Origin of the sequence: Streptococcus panodentis (genome assembly GCF_017884005.1) — a bacterium.
GTDB lineage: Bacteria > Bacillota > Bacilli > Lactobacillales > Streptococcaceae > Streptococcus > Streptococcus panodentis.
On sequence record NZ_QFAY01000032.1, the window covers coordinates 1 to 16,926 of the forward strand.

The following is a 16,926-nucleotide window of genomic DNA, read 5'->3' on the forward strand; positions in this document are numbered from 1 at the left end:
CTTGCAGCATGTCCAGCAAGTACGTCAGATCAAGGCAGAGGAGATGCGTTATCGTTCCCTGATTGACAAGGTGGATGCAGGGAAGTCTTTGACAGATGAGGAAACTAAATTTTTTGAAGAATATAAGAAAAATCATCCAGATGTTGGAATCAATCCAGCGGTAGAAAAATTTATTACCATTCAAAAAAATCCTGATGAAATATTCAAGAAAAATTTACAAGAACAATATGGATTTGATAAAGAAACGGCAAAAATATTGCTTAAACTATACAACAATATAAGAGAAAAAGAAGGAAATAACGCAGACTATGTATTTAATCGATTGGTAGGAGGTGTTGTATACGATACCACATATAAAGATAAGTTGATGTGGGCTAATACGGCAGGTGTTGGTGGTGAGGCGGGTCACCATGGAAGTCTTGGGATCTTAGATCAGTTAGAGAAAGAATACGGTTTAACATCTGCAGAGTTTAAAAAATTATCTCAGGCAATCGGAGATCAGCATGAAGATTCAGCAAAGAAAGGTATTAGTGATTTTGCTCATCAAAGCATTACCACAGCTACTAGTTTGTATAGAGGCGGTCATCTGCGAAGTGCTAATGTTATAGCTTTTGAAAATTCCTATAAAAACACAACTGTTCCTATGTATGAGCGTATTCCTAAGGCTATATCAAAATTATTTGGAGCAAAAAAGTATACAGATGAATTGGCTGGATGGCGAGGAGACGCAACTGGGGAAGCATTGAAGCAACCAACGATGGGTAATGATGACTATAAAGCAGATTTAGACTCGGTCAATATTGTTAATTTAATGAAGAAGAAAGATGTGGACTACGCTACTGCTGTTAATCAATATTATAAAGATATTAGAGAAGGGGAATATACTCGTGCGAGAGCATTTGTAGAGAATAGCGGTGGTAGAGACAGAATATTAAAAGAATTATTAGATGCAGAATTGATAGAAGAGAACAATCCGAAGAATGCTTTAAAAGAGCTGAGAGAAAAAAATCGTGTTGCCTATGATTTTTATAATAGTTTGACGGCAGACAATGGTAAAGGAAACAATGATTTGATCACAGAAGGAGTAAACTAATATGAAAAAAATTATCCTAAGTCTCTTCGCCCTCCTTGTAGCAGGTCTCAGTGTTTTTGGTTTTCTGAGATATAGAGATTATGATTCCCTAAAAAACCCAATTGATGAAATCTATTATGCGAGTGTTCATTATAAAAACATTCTGGGATTGCCAGATATGAGTAAGATCATAAGAAGTAATACGGCATATGTAGGTGAGCCAGCCTGGATATACTATCGTCGTGCCAAACCTAAGTTGGCAGATGATGAAGATTTGCAGCTATATATCAATCCCGATGGCTTGCTTGCTGTTCTGTATAGTAAAAAGTTATCAGGAGATACTTATCTTAATATTGATTATGTATATGAGGACAGCTTCGTTAAACAAAATGTTTCCATTGCTTTCTCCAAAGTTTCGGATTTTACTGTTCAAGCTTTTATTAATCAATCTAAAAAAAGGGGATATGTCCGGACGGCAGATGAAATTTATCGCTCTATTGGAGGTGAGGAGCCTCCACGTAAGAGTCTAGTGTCAAAAGAGGAGATTTTGGACTATCTGAAGGATTACGATATTGATCAGGCTTGGTTGGCAGAAAAATCTGACCAAATTCTCTACACTTATTTTCTAGATATCTGGTTTAAAGAGGGAAGTCAGCGTTATTCCAAAGAAAAAATGGGGAATTTGAAAGTGAAATACTCGGATACCATAGGGAAGGAGTAATACTCGAGATTTTTTATAATATAGTTTTTAAAGATTTGGTGTAAAACAGAGCAACAATTCTCGAAGAAAATGGAATTTATTGGATAGAACAATAGAGATAAGCATCCCATACATCTCTCCTTATGCTATAATAGTCTATAGAAAGTTGAGGAAGCGATGAAAAAAATTCTGCTCTATGCTCTGATTCAGGGGCTGGCTATCTTTGTGATTACGGGGCTTTTGGCCTATTTTATGCGGGGGGATTTTTTCTTCCGGGCTTTGGCGCCGATTTTTGGTCTGGCAGCGGGAGGTTTTCGCTTCTTGACGGCCATGGTGACAAAAGCGTTTGCGCCCAGTCTCTATGAGGATCGGAAAAAAGATTAGCTATTCACAAACCTGCAGAAATTCTGCGGGTTTTCTTCCTATTGGCCAGTGGGATTGGCATCCGAGTTTTTTTCAGAAAAATAGTCAGTGAGTGCACTTTCCCCGCCTCTTTGTGGTAAAATAGTAACAGCATTAAAAGTTTGGAGAGTAAGAATGAAACGTAGCATGTATGCGGGACGTGTTCGAGCGGAACATGTCGGTCAGGAAATCACCTTGAAGGGCTGGGTGGCCCGCCGTCGGGATTTGGGCGGTCTGATTTTCATTGATTTGCGCGACCGTGAGGGCATAATGCAGCTGGTCATCAATCCTGAGACCGTAGCTGCCGAGGTCATGGCGACAGCAGAGAGTCTGCGCAGTGAGTTTGTACTGGAAGTGACGGGCAAGGTGGCTGCGCGTGAGCAGGCTAATGACAAGCTGGCGACAGGAAGCGTCGAGCTGCATGTGGAAAGTCTGACTGTCTTAAACACAGCTCAGACGACGCCTTTTGAGATCAAAAATGGCATTGAGGTCAATGACGACACGCGTCTGCGCTACCGCTATCTGGATCTGCGCCGGCCGGAGATGCTGGAGAACTTTAAGCTCCGTGCTAAGGTGACCCACTCTATCCGCAATTATCTGGACGAGCTGGAGTTCCTTGATGTAGAGACACCTTTCCTGTCCAAGTCAACGCCAGAAGGGGCGCGTGATTACCTAGTGCCCAGCCGGGTGCATCCGGGGCATTTCTATGCCCTGCCGCAGAGCCCGCAGATTACCAAGCAGCTCTTGATGAATGCTGGTTTCGATCGTTATTATCAGATTGTTAAGTGCTTCCGGGATGAGGACTTGCGCGGTGACCGTCAGCCAGAGTTTACTCAGGTGGACTTGGAGACTTCTTTCCTGTCTGATCAGGAGATTCAGGACATTACAGAAGGCCTGATTGCCCGCGTTATGAAAGAGACCAAGGGTATTGAGGTGTCTCTGCCTTTCCCTCGTATGAAATATGATGATGCCATGGCTCTTTATGGAGTGGATAAGCCGGATACCCGCTTTGATATGCTGCTGCAGGACTTGACAGAGCTTGTCAAGGGGATTGACTTTAAAGTCTTTGCGGAGGCTCCGGCTGTTAAAGCGATTGTGGTGAAAAATGCCGCTGACAAATATTCCCGCAAGGACATTGATAAGCTGACAGAGCAGGCTAAGCAGCACGGTGCCAAGGGGCTGGCCTGGGTCAAATACTCTGCTGGTGAGCTGGCAGGCCCGGTTGCCAAGTTCTTGACAGACTTGTCAAGCAAGTTGACAGCAGCTTTACAGCTTGAAAATAATGACCTAGTTCTCTTTGTGGCTGATACTTTAGAAGTGGCCAATGCTGCTCTGGGAGCCTTGCGGGTTCGGCTGGCTAAAGAGCTGGACCTGATTGACCCATCGCGATTTGACTATCTCTGGGTAGTAGACTGGCCGATGTTTGAATGGTCAGAGGAAGAGGGCCGCTATATGAGCGCCCATCATCCCTTCACTCTGCCGCAAGAGGATTCGGCTCATGAGCTGGCAGGCGATTTGAGCAAGGTTCGTGCGATTGCTTACGACATTGTCTTAAACGGCTACGAGCTGGGCGGCGGCAGTCTTCGGATCAACCAGAAAGACATGCAGGAGCGCATGTTCAAGGCTTTGGGCTTCTCAGCTGAGGAGGCTGCTGAGCAGTTTGGTTTCCTTTTGGAAGCGATGGACTACGGCTTCCCGCCGCACGGCGGTTTGGCTCTGGGGCTGGATCGTTTCGTTATGCTTTTGGCCGGCGAGGACAATATCCGTGAGGTTATCGCCTTTCCGAAGAACAACAGGGCATCTGACCCAATGACCCAGGCACCTAGCCCAGTTGCAGCTGCCCAGTTAGAGGAATTAAGTTTACAAGTGGAAGCACATGAAAAGGACTAATTTTTATAAACTCTTTCGCTACTATGTTCGCAGAGTTGCCTATAATGTCAAACTGCTGCGGACCTTAAAGAGCATCTCCCGCGAGAAATACGATGAGAAGATTTCGGCTTCCATTGTTTACGGCTTTCTGTCGGCTGTAGCGGTCAATTTCTTCTTTCAGCCCGGGCATGTCTATTCCAGCGGAGCGACCGGTCTGGCTCAGGTGATTACAGCCCTCAGTACCCGCTTTCTGGGCTTTACCATTCCAGTGTCCGTCACCTTTTATGCCATTAATATCCCTCTGATGATTTTGGCTTGGTACCAGATCGGCCATAAGTTCACCGTCTTTACCTTTATCACGGTCAGTATGAGCTCGCTCTTTATCCAGTTTGTGCCAGAGGTGACTCTGACCACCAACCCGATTATCAATGCTCTCTTTGGCGGCGTAGTCATGGGGGCAGGGATTGGATTTGCCCTCAAATCCAGTATTTCCAGCGGCGGGACCGATATTGTCAGTCTGACCATTCGCAAGAAAACGGGTCGCAATGTCGGCAGTATTTCCCTCATTGTCAACGGCATTATCATGCTGATTGCCGGTCTGACCTTTGGCTGGGAATATGCGCTCTACTCCATGATTACGATTTTCGTATCCAGCCGGGTAACGGATGCTGTCTTTACCAAGCAGAAGCGCATGCAGGCTATGATTATCACTAGCCATCCCGATAAGGTCATTGACAAAATCCACAACAAGCTGCACCGCGGGGCAACTGTCGTCAAGGGCGCAGAAGGAACCTATAATCATGAGCAAAAGGCAGTGCTGATTACCGTCATCACCCGGGCCGAGTTCAATGAGTTTAAGTACATCATGAAAAAAACCGATCCCACCGCCTTTGTCTCCGTCGCTGACAATGTACATATCTTGGGAAGATTTGTAGAGGAGTGAAAAGGTCCGGGGGACCTTTTCAGCCCGAGCCAGAAAACTGGAAAGCGAGGCAGTTCCGGGGGACCTTTTCAGCCCGAGCCAGAAAACTGGAAAGCGAGGCAGTTCCGGGGGACCTTTTCAGCCTGAGCCAGAAAACCGGAAAGCGAGGCAGTTCCGGGGGACCTTTTCAGCCCGAGCCAGAAAACCGGAAAGCGAGGCAGTTCCGGGGGACCTTTTCAGCCTGAGCTTAGAAACAAAAGAGTGAAGGGAACTAAATTTTTAAAAATTTAGTTCTGCCCCACCGCCAGCCCGAGCCCAGAAATGAGATGGTGAGGCAGGAAGGTTGCAGATGAGTGGCTGTCCCAGCTTCAATAGCCTGCTTTTGAGACTTCTTCACGGAAGCTCTATCCGCCGCCTCAACCCCCTTCTCTGAAGCTTTTGAGCGGGTCAAACGAAAAGACCTTAGGTTTTTCCTTTCGGCAATGAAAGGACGGAGGCGTTTGCTTGTGTGCCGACCGCTTAAGGCCAACTGACACAGCATAGGGGTTCCGGTCAAGTCTAATATCGTCATTTAGTTTATCTTTTATTACTTTGTTAGCTCGCCTTGCCGTACGCCAGTACTGTCTGCGGCTCGCTGCCTCATACTAAAAGCAAACTAAAAGACTGTACACAAAAAAAGAGACAAGAGCTCTTTTTTTTCTTATTTCAGCACGATGACTTGCTTGCTGGGAACGGGATAGCTGTCCGCCAGAGGAGCGATGGGGGCTTGGACATCAATGGCCGGATACTGCAGGTAGAGCTGCTGCCTGTCTTTGTTCTCATAAAGCATCTCTTGGTCGCCAAAGTTGACGACAATGGTCAGCGTCTGCCTGCCCTTTTGGATCTTGTATTCCAGCAGGCTGTCCGTCAGCCAGCGGACCTGACAGGCTTTTTTAATCTCAGCACTGGTCTGGAAGCGCAGGAGCGGATGCGCCCTTCGAAAGGCAATCAGCTTCCTGAAAAAGGCAATGTCTTCCATATAATGCAGTGAGCGCAGCCAGTCCAGCTTGTTGACTTCGTCTGGCAGATTGTAACTGTTGTCTATTAGATTTTTGGTCCGGAAAAACTCCTGCCCGCTGTGGATAAAGGGAATGCCCTGAGCCAGCAGGACCAGATGCAGGGCCAGCCGAGAATTGGCCAGCCGCTGCCGCAGCGTAATCGAAGGATTCAGAATGTCAAAATAGTCAAAGACAGTAGCATTGTCATGGCACTCTACATAATTGAGAGCCTGCTGGGGAGCCAGAAAGTGAGCTGGACCTTCTAGCCCGACATTGGCTGTTAGGACATTGGCCATTTGGCTGGCGGCCTCCTTGCCGTCAGTCTGTCGGCTCTGGGCGATGGTTTGCTTTACCGTGTCGCGGAAGTGGTCGCTGAAAAAGCCGTAGTCAGGCAGCTGCTTGGCATTGTACTGATGGGCCAAAAGCTCGGTGTCCAGCCCGGTGTCCATCTGCCAGCCTTCTCCGTAGAGATAGATCTGGGGATAGATGGCCTTCAGCTCCTGGGCAATCTGCTTCATGGTCTCTGTATCCAGAAGCCCCATGAGGTCAAAGCGGAAACCGTCAAAGCCATAGAGGGTAATCCACTGCCTAACCGACTGCTTGATATAGCGGCGAACCATGGCCTTCTCGCTGGCGACATCATTGCCGCAGAAGCTGCCGTTAGTACGAAAGCCGATGGCATTCAAACGGTAGAAATAGCCGGGAACAATCTTTTCAAACGCATAGGTGTCGGCATTATAAACGTGATTATAGACGACATCCATGATGACACTGATGTCGGCCTGGTGATAGGCGGCGACAGCGGCCTGCAGTTCCTCAATGCGGGCATAAGGGTCCCGCGGCTTGCTGGTAAAGCTGCCGTCAGGGACATTGTACTGGACGGGGTCATAACCCCAGTTATAGACCAATTCAGGGTGTTTTTCGTCAACGCTGCCGAAATCATAGACCGGCATGAGCTGGACGTGGCTGATGCCCAGATTTTTCAGATAATCCAGGCCAAATCGCTGGCCGTGAACCTGCGGTGACTCGCTCAGAGAAGCAAATTTACCGGGCTGTGAAAAACCAGCCTCTTTTTGCATAGAAAAGTCGCGGACACTCATTTCGTAGATGACCGCCTCGGTCGGGTCCAGCTGAGTCTTAGCCCGCTGAATAGGCTTGGCGATGCGGTTCAAATCAATAATATAGCTGCTGCCGGAATTGACATCAGAGGACAGGGCATAGGGGTCGTGGACTTCCGCCCACCTGCCGTTGACCTTGTGAAGGTAGGAGTAGGCCTGCCCTTCCAAATCCCCCTCGACCCGGGTATGCCAGACCCCCTTGTCCAGCCGCTTGAGATGATAGACCTGATGTTTGAGATGCAGGAGGACCTTTTCTGAAATAGGAGCCCAGAGCTTGAAATCCGTCGCCTGCGGGCTGTAGCGAGCGCCTAAGTCTGTGTCGCTGCAGTCAAAGATTTGGTCAAAAACCGGCTTTTGAACGATATGGCGGTACTGCAGGCCAGTATGGTTGCGGTCCTGATCATAGACCTTGTAGGACTGGGTCAGGTCAATGGGCTCATTAGCAGAAACCGTGTAGATAATCCGTTCTTCCTGATTGTTAATATTTTTAATCGTCAGAGGACTGGAGCTGTGCCGGTCCTCCAGCGTAAAGTGGATGGAGTAGGCATCAAAGTTTTTTTCCAGTTCAATGCTGATGATATTTTCATCGTCCAAATAAGCCTCAAACTTCCGAAAGACCATGGCTTGCCTCCTTTTTAGAAAAATGCACTAACGGTTGGTGACGACAGTATGCGGAATGAGCTGGCGGTAGCAGATATGCTTGTCTTCCTTGCTGTCTTTGATGATTTGAAAGAGGGTTCGGAAGGATTCTTTGCCCAGCTCCAGAGCATTGATGTCAATATAGGCATCCACGTCAATGCGTGGCTGTATCGAATCAAAAGTGATAATAGGGAAACGGTCGTCCCGGTCTCTCAGGTAATGGAGTGCCCCTTCGGCGACTAAGCTGTCCGATGTGACGATGGCTTCAATCTCATCCAGCGGCAGCTTTTCCATAATCTTGTAGCTGTTATCCTCCAGCAGAAAGCCAAAGGAAAACTTCACAATGCTGTCGTCAAAAGGCAGCCCGGCCTCTTTCAGCGCCTGCTGGTAGCCGGCAAAGCGGTCCTGAGATACGACCAGTTCTTTATTTCCGGCCAGAAAAGCAATTTTTTTGCAGCCCTTTTCAAGGAAATACTTGGCGGCATCATAGCCAGCCTTGATATTGTCATTATCCACCAGTGAGATGAAAGGTGACACAGCCTTTCCCAGAATCAGGAAAGGAAATTGATTTTTGGCGGCAAAGTCTACCAAGGGGTCGTCCGGCTTAGAATAGAGAAAAATCAAGCCGTCCACACGCTTACCGTAAATCATCTGCTTGAGATTTTCCAGCCGGTGCTCTTCATCCTGACCGGTGCTGATCTGGATAGCGTAGTCATAGTCGGAAGCCACCTGCGAAATCCCCCGCAGCACAGTCGGGAAGAAAGGGTTTTGGTAGAAGACGTCCGAATCATCCGGCAGCACCAGTCCGATGACCTGAGTGGACTGGCTGACCAGGCTTCTGGCATTGAGATTGGGGTGGTAGTCCAGCTCTTTCATGGCCGCCCGGACCCGTTTTTTGGTTTCTTCGCTGATGGTTGATTTATTTTGCACAACACGGGTCACCGTCGAGGGTGACACGCCAGCTAACTTGGCAACTTCTTTAATGGTAACACGCATCCTAGCTTCCTCATTTCTGCTCTTTTTGAGTATCAATCCAATCCGCTGCGCTTCCAGTCCAATCCCGCCTCACCCCCTGGCAATCACCAGCAAAGCCAGCAGGCGAGCCTTGAGGCCTTTTCCCAAGTGTATCTGGCAGCTGCTGCAAAACATTGCTATGCAAACATTCATACGGATTTCAAGCGGCAGGCCCTCTGGCGGAGCTTGCTGTTCTTTTGCTGTAACATGCGTAGGCTGTCCGCTTTGACTGATTCAGCAGTTTGAGAGCGGCCCGCATTTTTCCCGTCTTTTTAGCCTCTCCAACGGCTGAAAAAGGGATAGGACAGCAAGCGCAAACGTTTTCTGTTTATAGAAACATTTTAACACAAAAAGAGAACGCTTGCAAGAAAGAGAAAAGCAGAAAAAGCACAAAAGCTTTCTGGCTGGATTAATAGGGAACGGAGGCTGGATTTTTTCCGAATTTTACCGGAAAAAATCCAAATAAGTCTTGCGCTAAAAAAAGAAATGCGTTATAATCAAATCAGCGCAAACGTTTTCACGAAATAAAGTGGGAAATGCAGGAAAAAATTTTGAGGTGATCAGTATGAAAGAGAGACAGAGCGGTGTTCTCATGCATATTTCTTCTCTCCCGGGGAAATACGGGATTGGTTCTTTTGGGCAGAGCGCTTATGATTTTGTGGACTTTTTGGTGCGGACCAAGCAGCGCTATTGGCAGATTCTGCCGCTGGGAACGACTAGCTACGGGGATTCTCCCTACCAGTCCTTTTCAGCTTTTGCAGGCAATACCCACTTCATTGATATGGACCTACTGATTGCTGAAGGGCTGCTGACAGAGGCTGACTTAGCCGGGGTGGACTTTGGCAGCAATCCCCAAAAAGTGGATTATGCAAAAATTTTCAAGGCCCGCCGGCCGCTTTTGGAAAAGGCTGCTGCAAATTTTCTGCAGCGGGGGGATAGGGCTGACTACCAAGCCTTTGTTGAGGCCAATCAGACCTGGCTGGAAATCTACGCAGAATATATGGCCATCAAGGAATACTTTGGCTTGAAAGCCTGGACCGAATGGCCGGATGCAGATGCCCGTCTGCGTCGGCCGGAGGCCATAGCCGCGTACAGAGAGCAGCTGGCTGAGCAACTGACTTACCATCGGGTCAGCCAGTATTTCTTCTTTAAGCAGTGGTTAAGCCTGAAAGCTTATGCTAATGAGCGGCAGATTGAAATTGTCGGCGATATGCCAATCTATGTGGCAGCGGATAGCTGCGATGTCTGGGCTCAGCCGCATTTCTTTAAGACGGATGCTGCCGGCAGACCGACCTGTGTCGCGGGCTGCCCGCCGGATGAATTTTCCGAAACCGGTCAGCTCTGGGGCAATCCTATCTATGATTGGGAAGCCATGGACAGGGACGGCTACCGCTGGTGGATCGAACGCCTGCGGGAGAGCTTCAAGATTTATGACATCGTGCGCATCGATCATTTCCGCGGCTTTGAGTCTTACTGGGAAATCCCTGCCGAGGCAGACACAGCGGCTCCCGGCAAGTGGGTCAAAGGTCCGGGCTACAAGCTTTTTGCAGCAGTCAAGGAAGCATTGGGGGATCTGAATATCATCGCTGAGGACTTGGGCTTTATGACTGAGGAAGTCATTGAACTGCGTGAGCGGACAGGCTTCCCCGGCATGAAGATTCTGCAGTTTGCCTTCAATCCCAATGATGAAAGCATTGACAGCCCGCATCTGGCCAGCAACAATTCTGTCATGTATACCGGCACTCACGACAATAATACCGTGCTGGGCTGGTATCAGAACGAGATCAAGGACGAAGTCCGCGAGTATATGGCGGCCTATACCAACCGCAGGGAATACGAAACAGTGCCTCATGCTATGCTGCGGACCATCTTTGCCTCGGTCAGCTTTATGGCTATTGCGACCATGCAGGACCTGCTGGAACTGGGCAGCGAAGCCCGGATGAACTACCCATCGACCATTGGCGGCAACTGGGACTGGCGCATGACGGCAGACCAGCTCAACCCTATAGTAGAAGGGGAGCTCTACAGACTGACCAAGACCTACCGCCGGCTGAACAGAAAATTACTAGAAAAACAGAATTAATTATTCTTTACAGGAGAAATCATGTCCAATTTACAAACCTATATTAAAAATCATTATCAAAAAGACCTTGCTGACTGCAGCAATGAAGAACTGTATCTGGCTCTTTTGAATTATACCAAAGCGGCCAGCGCTCAAAAGCCCGTTAATACCGGCAAGAAGAAACTCTACTACATCTCAGCCGAATTTCTCATCGGGAAGCTCCTGTCCAACAATCTGATCAATCTAGGTCTGTACGACCAAGTCAAGCAGGAACTGGCCGATGCCGGCAAGGACCTGATTGCAGTCGAAGAAGTGGAACTGGAGCCGTCTCTGGGGAATGGCGGTCTGGGCCGTCTGGCGGCCTGTTTCCTGGACTCGATTGCGACTCTGGAGCTCAATGGTGACGGCGTGGGGCTCAACTACCACTTCGGCCTCTTCCAGCAGGTCCTGAAAAACAATGAGCAGACGGCTGTTCCCAATTTCTGGCTGACAGAGCAGAGCTGGCTGGTTAGATCCAGCCGCAGCTATCAGGTGCCTTTTGCTCACTTCACTCTGACATCTACGCTCTATGATATTGATGTGCCGGGCTATAAGACAGCGACCAAGAACCGGCTCCGTCTCTTTGATTTGGACTCTGTGGATGCAGCCATCATCGCAGACGGCATTGACTTTGATAAGACAGACATTGCCCGCAACCTGACTCTCTTCCTCTATCCGGATGACAGCGACAGGCAGGGGGAATTGCTTCGGATCTTCCAGCAGTACTTTATGGTGTCCAATGGCGCGCAGCTGATTATTGACGAAGCGATTGAAAAGGGCAGCAACCTGCATGATTTGGCGGACTATGCCGTCATTCAGATCAATGACACCCATCCGTCTCTGGTCATCCCAGAAATGATCCGTCTCCTGACCGAGCGCGGTTTAGACTTGGATGAAGCCATCAGCATCGTGCGAAAGATGACAGCCTATACCAACCATACCATCTTGGCCGAAGCGCTGGAAAAATGGCCGCTGGACTTCCTGCAGGAAGTGGTGCCCCATCTGGTGCCCATCATTGAAGAATTGGACCGCCGCATCAAGGAAAGCTACAGCGATCCGGCGGTGCAGATTATCGACGAATACAAGCGCGTGCACATGGCCCATATGGACATTCACTATGGCTATAGTGTCAATGGGGTCGCGGCTCTGCATACAGAAATCCTGAAAAACTCTGAGCTCAAGGCTTTCTACGACATCTACCCTGAAAAATTCAACAACAAAACCAACGGCATTACCTTCCGCCGCTGGCTCATGCACGCCAACCCGCGCCTGTCCCACTATCTGGATGAACTGCTGGGCCGGGACTGGCATCACGATGCAGCCAAGCTGGAAGGCCTGCTGGACTTTTCCGGCGCTGCCGATGTCAAAGAAAAGCTGGAGCAGATCAAGGCTCACAATAAACGCAAGCTGGCCCGCCACCTGAAAGAAGTGCAAGGCGCAGAAATCAATCCAGACTCGATCTTTGATATTCAAATCAAGCGCCTGCATGAGTACAAACGTCAGCAGATGAATGCTCTCTATGTCATTTCTAAATATCTGGATATCAAGGCTGGCAACATTCCTGCCCGTCCGATTACTGTCTTCTTTGGCGGCAAGGCTGCTCCTGCCTACACGATTGCCCAGGACATCATCCACCTCATCCTCTGCCTGTCAGAGGTGATTGCCAAGGACCCAGAAGTGGCGCCGCATCTGCAGGTAGTCATGGTGGAAAACTACAATGTCACAGCCTCCAGCTTCCTGATTGCGGCCGGTGATATTTCTGAGCAGATTTCCCTGGCTTCCAAGGAAGCATCCGGTACTGGTAACATGAAGTTCATGCTGAACGGTGCTCTGACCTTGGGCACCATGGACGGTGCCAATGTGGAAATCGCCGAGCTGGTTGGTGAGGACAATATCTATATCTTCGGTAAAGACTCCGAGACGGTCATTGACCTTTACGCTAAGGAAGCTTACAAGTCTAGTGAGTACTATGCGCGTGAGGCGATTAAGCCATTGGTGGACTTTATCATCAGCGATACAGTGCTGGCTGTCGGGAAAGCCGAGCGCTTGGAACGCCTCTACAATGAGCTGATTCGCAAGGACTGGTTTATGACCCTGCTGGATCTGGAAGACTATATTGCAGTCAAGGAGCGTATGCTGGCGGACTATGAGGACCGCGAGGGCTGGCTGGAAAAAGTTCTGGTCAACATTGCCAAGGCCGGCTTCTTCTCATCCGACCGGACCATTGCTCAGTACGAGGAGGAAGTCTGGCACCTGAACAATTAATACTCTTGGAAAATCTCTTCAAAGCATGTCAGCGTCGCCTTGCCGTAGTCCAGTACAGCCTGTGGCTAGCCTCCTAGTTTGCTTGTTGATTTTCATCGAGTATAATATTCTTTGCATCAAAGCAAAAACCGAGACAGCAGTGTTTCGGCTTTTTGTGTTGTCTGGAAGTCTCAGATGAGGAGGAAAGCGAGGAGAAATCCAGCCCTTACAGCAGCGTGTCATTTTTTGCCCTTGTCAGTCCTGTCTTTTCGGTGTATAATAAGTAAAAACATTTCTTACAGGAGGCTGTTATGAAAAAGAAACCAATTTATCTTTATATTTTGCTGGGCTTGTCCACGCTTGTAACCTTGCTTGGAGTTTGGGGACGGTTCTTTAACCAATATACAGTGATTGATTATACTCAGGCTGGGTATTCTGCAGCCTTGTCTGACCAGCTGAATGAGTATTCTAAAAAATCTTATGAACTGAGCCATAACGGTATCAGTATCCTGCTCTTTTTTCTATCAGCAGCGGTTTTGATTGCAGCTATTGTCGTTTTGCTGAGAAAAAATGTCCAGCTGGCAAACATCATTTATATTTTTTACGTGCTCTTGGCCATCATTGGCTTGGTTTACAATTATGTCTCTGCTTCTCCGCTCTTTAATCTTTTTACCGACGAAGCCACTCGCAAGGGCATGCGTTCCAGCAGCTTGCTTGGTGTCGCCGTCTTTGTCGGACTGAACCTTGTCTTTTTAGGGCTGACTGTTTTTAAACTGCTGAAGCTGCAAAAGGAACTGGAAAAGGAAGAAATCCAAGCAGTTCAATAAGCTTTGAAAAAAGAGATCTGAGAGCTGACAATTTCAACAGGCAATCAGATGTCTTTTATTTATATTCAATGAAAATCAACAAGCAAACTAGGAGGCTAGCCTCAGGCTGTACTGAACTACGGCAAGGCGACGCTGACATGCTTTGAAGAGATTTTTGAAGAGTAGTAGAACCTGTGTTCATAGATTGGAGAGAAAATGAAAGTTTCCTTAGTATATATCAGTCTCAGCGGCAATACAGAAAGCTTTGTCCGCCGGCTGTCAGACTACCTGCTGGAGCTGCATCCAGACATAGAAGTGGAGCAGATTCCCATCAAAGACATGGTCAAGGAAGGGCAGCCCTTCTTTGAGATGGCCAATCCTTTTATCGCTTTTCTGCCCACCTATCTGGAAGGCGGCAACGGCGTGGACAATGGCGATGTGGAAATTCTGACGACCGATGTGGCGGATTTTATTGCCTATGGAGATAATGCCAGCAAGTGTCTGGGCATTGTCGGCAGCGGCAACCGCAACTTTAACAACCAATACTGCCTGACAGCCAAGCAGTATTCAGAGCGCTTTGGTTTCCCCGTTTTAGCCGACTTTGAAATGCGCGGCATGCTGGGCGATATTAAGAAAGTTGCCGGGATTATTGAAGACCTTTATGGCATTGAAAAAAACGAAAGCTCGTTTTGAGCTTCCGTTTTTTTAAAATTTGCAAATCAGGTTTACATTTTCTCAGGTGTTTCTACCCCCAGCAGGCGCAGGGCTTCCTTGAGGACAAGGGCAGTAGAATAGCTGAGTGCCAGACGGCTGTCGCGTTCAGGGCTGTCGTCCAAGATGCGGGTATGGGCATAGTATTTGTTAAAGGCCTGAGCCAGACTGATTGCATATTTGGCAATCAGCGACGGGTCAAAGTTATCAGAAGCCCGTTTGATAACACGGCTGAAGTCCTGGAGCAGCTTGATAATTTCCCAGCTTTCAGCATCATTGAGGCTGTAGCTGGCATCGGCTGACGGCGCAAAGTTAGCCTTGCGCAGGATAGACTGGATCCGGGCATAAGCATACTGGATGTAAGGGCCGGTCTCTCCCTCAAAGGAAACCATGGCTTCCAGATCAAAGTCATAGCCATTGCGGCGGTCGGTTTTCAGGTCATAGAATTTCACCGCACCGACACCGACAGCATGAGCCACGTCATCCTTGTTTTCCAGTTCTGGATTTTTAGCTTCGATTTGGCTCTTAGCCCGACTGATGGCTTCCTGCAGGGTTGGTTCCAGCAGAATGATATTTCCCTTACGGGTGGAGAGTTTCTGGCGGTTTTTCGTCACCAGGCCAAAGTCTACGTGAACCATGTCATCGCTCCAGTCAAAGCCCATCTTCTTCAGGACGGCCTTGAGCTGGCGGAAGTGGTTGGACTGCTCCTGCCCTACGGCATAGACATTTTTCACGAAATGGTAGGTGCGGGCCCGGTACATGGCGGTCGCCATATCGCGCGTGATATAAAGAGTCGCACCGTCTGATTTCTTGATCAGGGCTGGCGGCAGGTTAAACTCTTCCAAGTCTACGATGCTGGCACCCTTGGACTCCTGCAGGAGGCCTTTTTCTTCCAGAATTTGGATGCCCTCATCCATCTTGTCGTTGTAGAAAGCTTCCCCGTTGAAGCTGTCAAATTCTACTCCCAGCAGGTCATAGATGCGGTTGAATTCGACCAGGCTTTCGTCGCGGAACCACTGCCAAAGCTCGGTCGCTTCCGGATCTCCGTCTTCCAGTTTCTTGAACCAGAGGCGGGCTTCATCGTCCAGAGCGGGGTCGTTTTCGATTTCTGCATTGATTCGCACATAGAGCTTAAGGAGCTCGTCAATCGGATTGGCTTCAACTGCTGCCTGACTGCCCCATTTTTTATAGGCGACCATGAGGAGGCCGAACTGTTTGCCCCAGTCGCCCAAGTGGTTGATTTTAATGGTGTTGTAGCCCATTTTGCGGAAGATATTGGACAGAGCATCGCCGATGACAGTAGAGCGCAGGTGGCCGACTGAGAATGGTTTGGCAATATTAGGGCTGGACATATCAATGGTGATATTTTCCCCCTTGCCTTCGTCCTGCTGGCCATAGTCGCTGCCTTCCTTGATCACTTCTTTGATGACCTGGCCGGAAATTTCAGCCTTATTGAGGAAGAAGTTGACATAAGGTCCGGTCGCTGCGACCTTGTCAAAGTGAGTGCTGTCAATCTTATCAGCAATGTCAGCAGCAATGGCCTGCGGAGCCTTGCGCTCTGTCTTAGCGAGAGAGAAGGCTGGGAAGGCAATATCGCCCAGTTCAGAACTTTTTGGCTGTTCCAACAAATTTAAAATAGCATCTTGGTCAAGGCTGTCAATAACCTTGGCTAATTCGCCGGCAATCAACTGTTTATTATCCATATCTGCTCCTTTGAGTCTTTTGATATTATTTTATCACATTTTTCAAGGAATCTTCAATTTTTTTGGGAATAATTTTTGGGATAATATGAATTTTTTGATATAATGAGAAGTATAAATATTCAGCAAATGAGGTAGAAATGAGAAAAAGTGATCGTCATCAGCTCGTTAAAATGATGATTAAGGAGGAAAAACTGGGCACCCAGAAGGAAATTCAGGACCGCCTGGAGGCGCAGGGGATTTATGTGACCCAGACCACCCTGTCCCGCGATCTGCGGGAAATCGGCCTGACCAAGGTTAAAAAGGGCGGCCAGACTTATTATGTCCTGGCCCATGAAACAGAAGAAATTGATTTGATTGAATTTTTGGCCAGACATATTCAGAGTGTGGCCCGTGCGGAATTTAGCTTGGTTTTTCGGACCGGTCTGGGAGAGGCGACGGTCTTAGCCAATATCGTTGACGGGACGCCTGACAGCCGCATCCTTGGGACAGTCGCAGGAGCCAATACCCTGCTGGTAATTTGCCGGGACCAAGCAGCTGCCGGGGAGATTGAAGGACAGATAAGTGCACTGATGTAAGCGGCACAACGAC

12 protein-coding genes and 1 pseudogene are annotated in these 16,926 nt (G+C 48.5%); 10 read left to right on the top strand and 3 right to left on the bottom strand.

Annotated elements, in window-relative coordinates:
- The 5 genes and pseudogenes from DHL47_RS11755 to DHL47_RS11775 form a co-directional block, all read left to right on the top strand.
- Positions 1–1,093, top strand: a pseudogene (locus tag DHL47_RS11755) (hypothetical protein); the annotation flags it as partial.
- Between the two features lies 1 nt (position 1,094).
- Positions 1,095–1,793 carry a TipC family immunity protein gene (locus tag DHL47_RS11760; protein ID WP_209552018.1) on the top strand — a complete coding sequence of 233 codons (699 nt, stop codon included), beginning with the start codon at positions 1,095–1,097 and terminating at the stop codon, positions 1,791–1,793.
- A 156-nt stretch (positions 1,794–1,949) separates the two neighbouring features.
- On the top strand, positions 1,950–2,156 hold the full coding sequence (locus DHL47_RS11765; protein ID WP_209552019.1) for a hypothetical protein: 207 nt from the start codon (positions 1,950–1,952) through the stop codon (positions 2,154–2,156).
- A gap of 153 nt (positions 2,157–2,309) precedes the next feature.
- Positions 2,310–4,064, top strand: coding sequence for an aspartate--tRNA ligase (gene aspS / locus DHL47_RS11770; RefSeq protein WP_209552020.1), 1,755 nt, complete (start codon positions 2,310–2,312; stop codon positions 4,062–4,064).
- Positions 4,051–4,986: a YitT family protein gene (locus DHL47_RS11775; RefSeq protein WP_209552021.1), complete on the top strand. Its 936-nt coding sequence runs from the start codon at positions 4,051–4,053 to the stop codon at positions 4,984–4,986. Before aspS ends, DHL47_RS11775 begins: the two co-directional genes overlap by 14 nt.
- Positions 4,987–5,665: 679 nt before the next feature.
- On the opposite strand, the gene pulA is transcribed toward DHL47_RS11775, so the two are convergent.
- Positions 5,666–7,741, bottom strand: a complete 2,076-nt coding sequence (pulA, locus tag DHL47_RS11780; protein ID WP_209552022.1) for a type I pullulanase — start codon at positions 7,739–7,741, stop codon at positions 5,666–5,668.
- A gap of 27 nt (positions 7,742–7,768) precedes the next feature.
- Positions 7,769–8,755 (bottom strand): LacI family DNA-binding transcriptional regulator, encoded by a 987-nt coding sequence (locus DHL47_RS11785; protein ID WP_209552023.1) that lies wholly within the window; start codon positions 8,753–8,755, stop codon positions 7,769–7,771.
- Between the two features lie 583 nt (positions 8,756–9,338).
- On the opposite strand from DHL47_RS11785, the gene malQ reads away from it, so the two are divergent.
- The 4 genes from malQ (at position 9,339) to nrdI (ending at position 14,617) form a co-directional block, all read left to right on the top strand.
- Positions 9,339–10,856, top strand: a complete 1,518-nt coding sequence (malQ, locus tag DHL47_RS11790; protein WP_128835050.1) for a 4-alpha-glucanotransferase — start codon at positions 9,339–9,341, stop codon at positions 10,854–10,856.
- A gap of 21 nt (positions 10,857–10,877) precedes the next feature.
- The gene (gene glgP, locus DHL47_RS11795) at positions 10,878–13,139 is read left to right on the top strand and encodes a glycogen/starch/alpha-glucan family phosphorylase (RefSeq protein WP_209552024.1); all 2,262 of its coding nucleotides are present in this window, start codon (positions 10,878–10,880) and stop codon (positions 13,137–13,139) included.
- A 290-nt stretch (positions 13,140–13,429) separates the two neighbouring features.
- Positions 13,430–13,945, top strand: a complete 516-nt coding sequence (locus DHL47_RS11800) for an ABC transporter permease (protein ID WP_209552025.1) — start codon at positions 13,430–13,432, stop codon at positions 13,943–13,945.
- A gap of 183 nt (positions 13,946–14,128) precedes the next feature.
- A complete protein-coding gene (gene nrdI, locus DHL47_RS11805; RefSeq protein ID WP_209552035.1) occupies positions 14,129–14,617 on the top strand; it encodes a class Ib ribonucleoside-diphosphate reductase assembly flavoprotein NrdI in 489 nt (162 codons plus the stop codon).
- Between the two features lie 32 nt (positions 14,618–14,649).
- Here nrdI and argS read toward each other — a convergent pair whose 3' ends face one another.
- The gene (argS, locus tag DHL47_RS11810; protein ID WP_209552026.1) at positions 14,650–16,338 is read right to left on the bottom strand and encodes an arginine--tRNA ligase; all 1,689 of its coding nucleotides are present in this window, start codon (positions 16,336–16,338) and stop codon (positions 14,650–14,652) included.
- 137 nt (positions 16,339–16,475) lie between these two features.
- Here argS and argR point away from each other — a divergent pair, with 137 nt between their 5' ends.
- Entirely contained in the window at positions 16,476–16,913 is a 438-nt protein-coding gene (gene argR, locus DHL47_RS11815) for an arginine repressor (RefSeq protein WP_128835042.1), read from the top strand.
- The last annotated feature ends 13 nt before the right edge of the window (positions 16,914–16,926 follow it).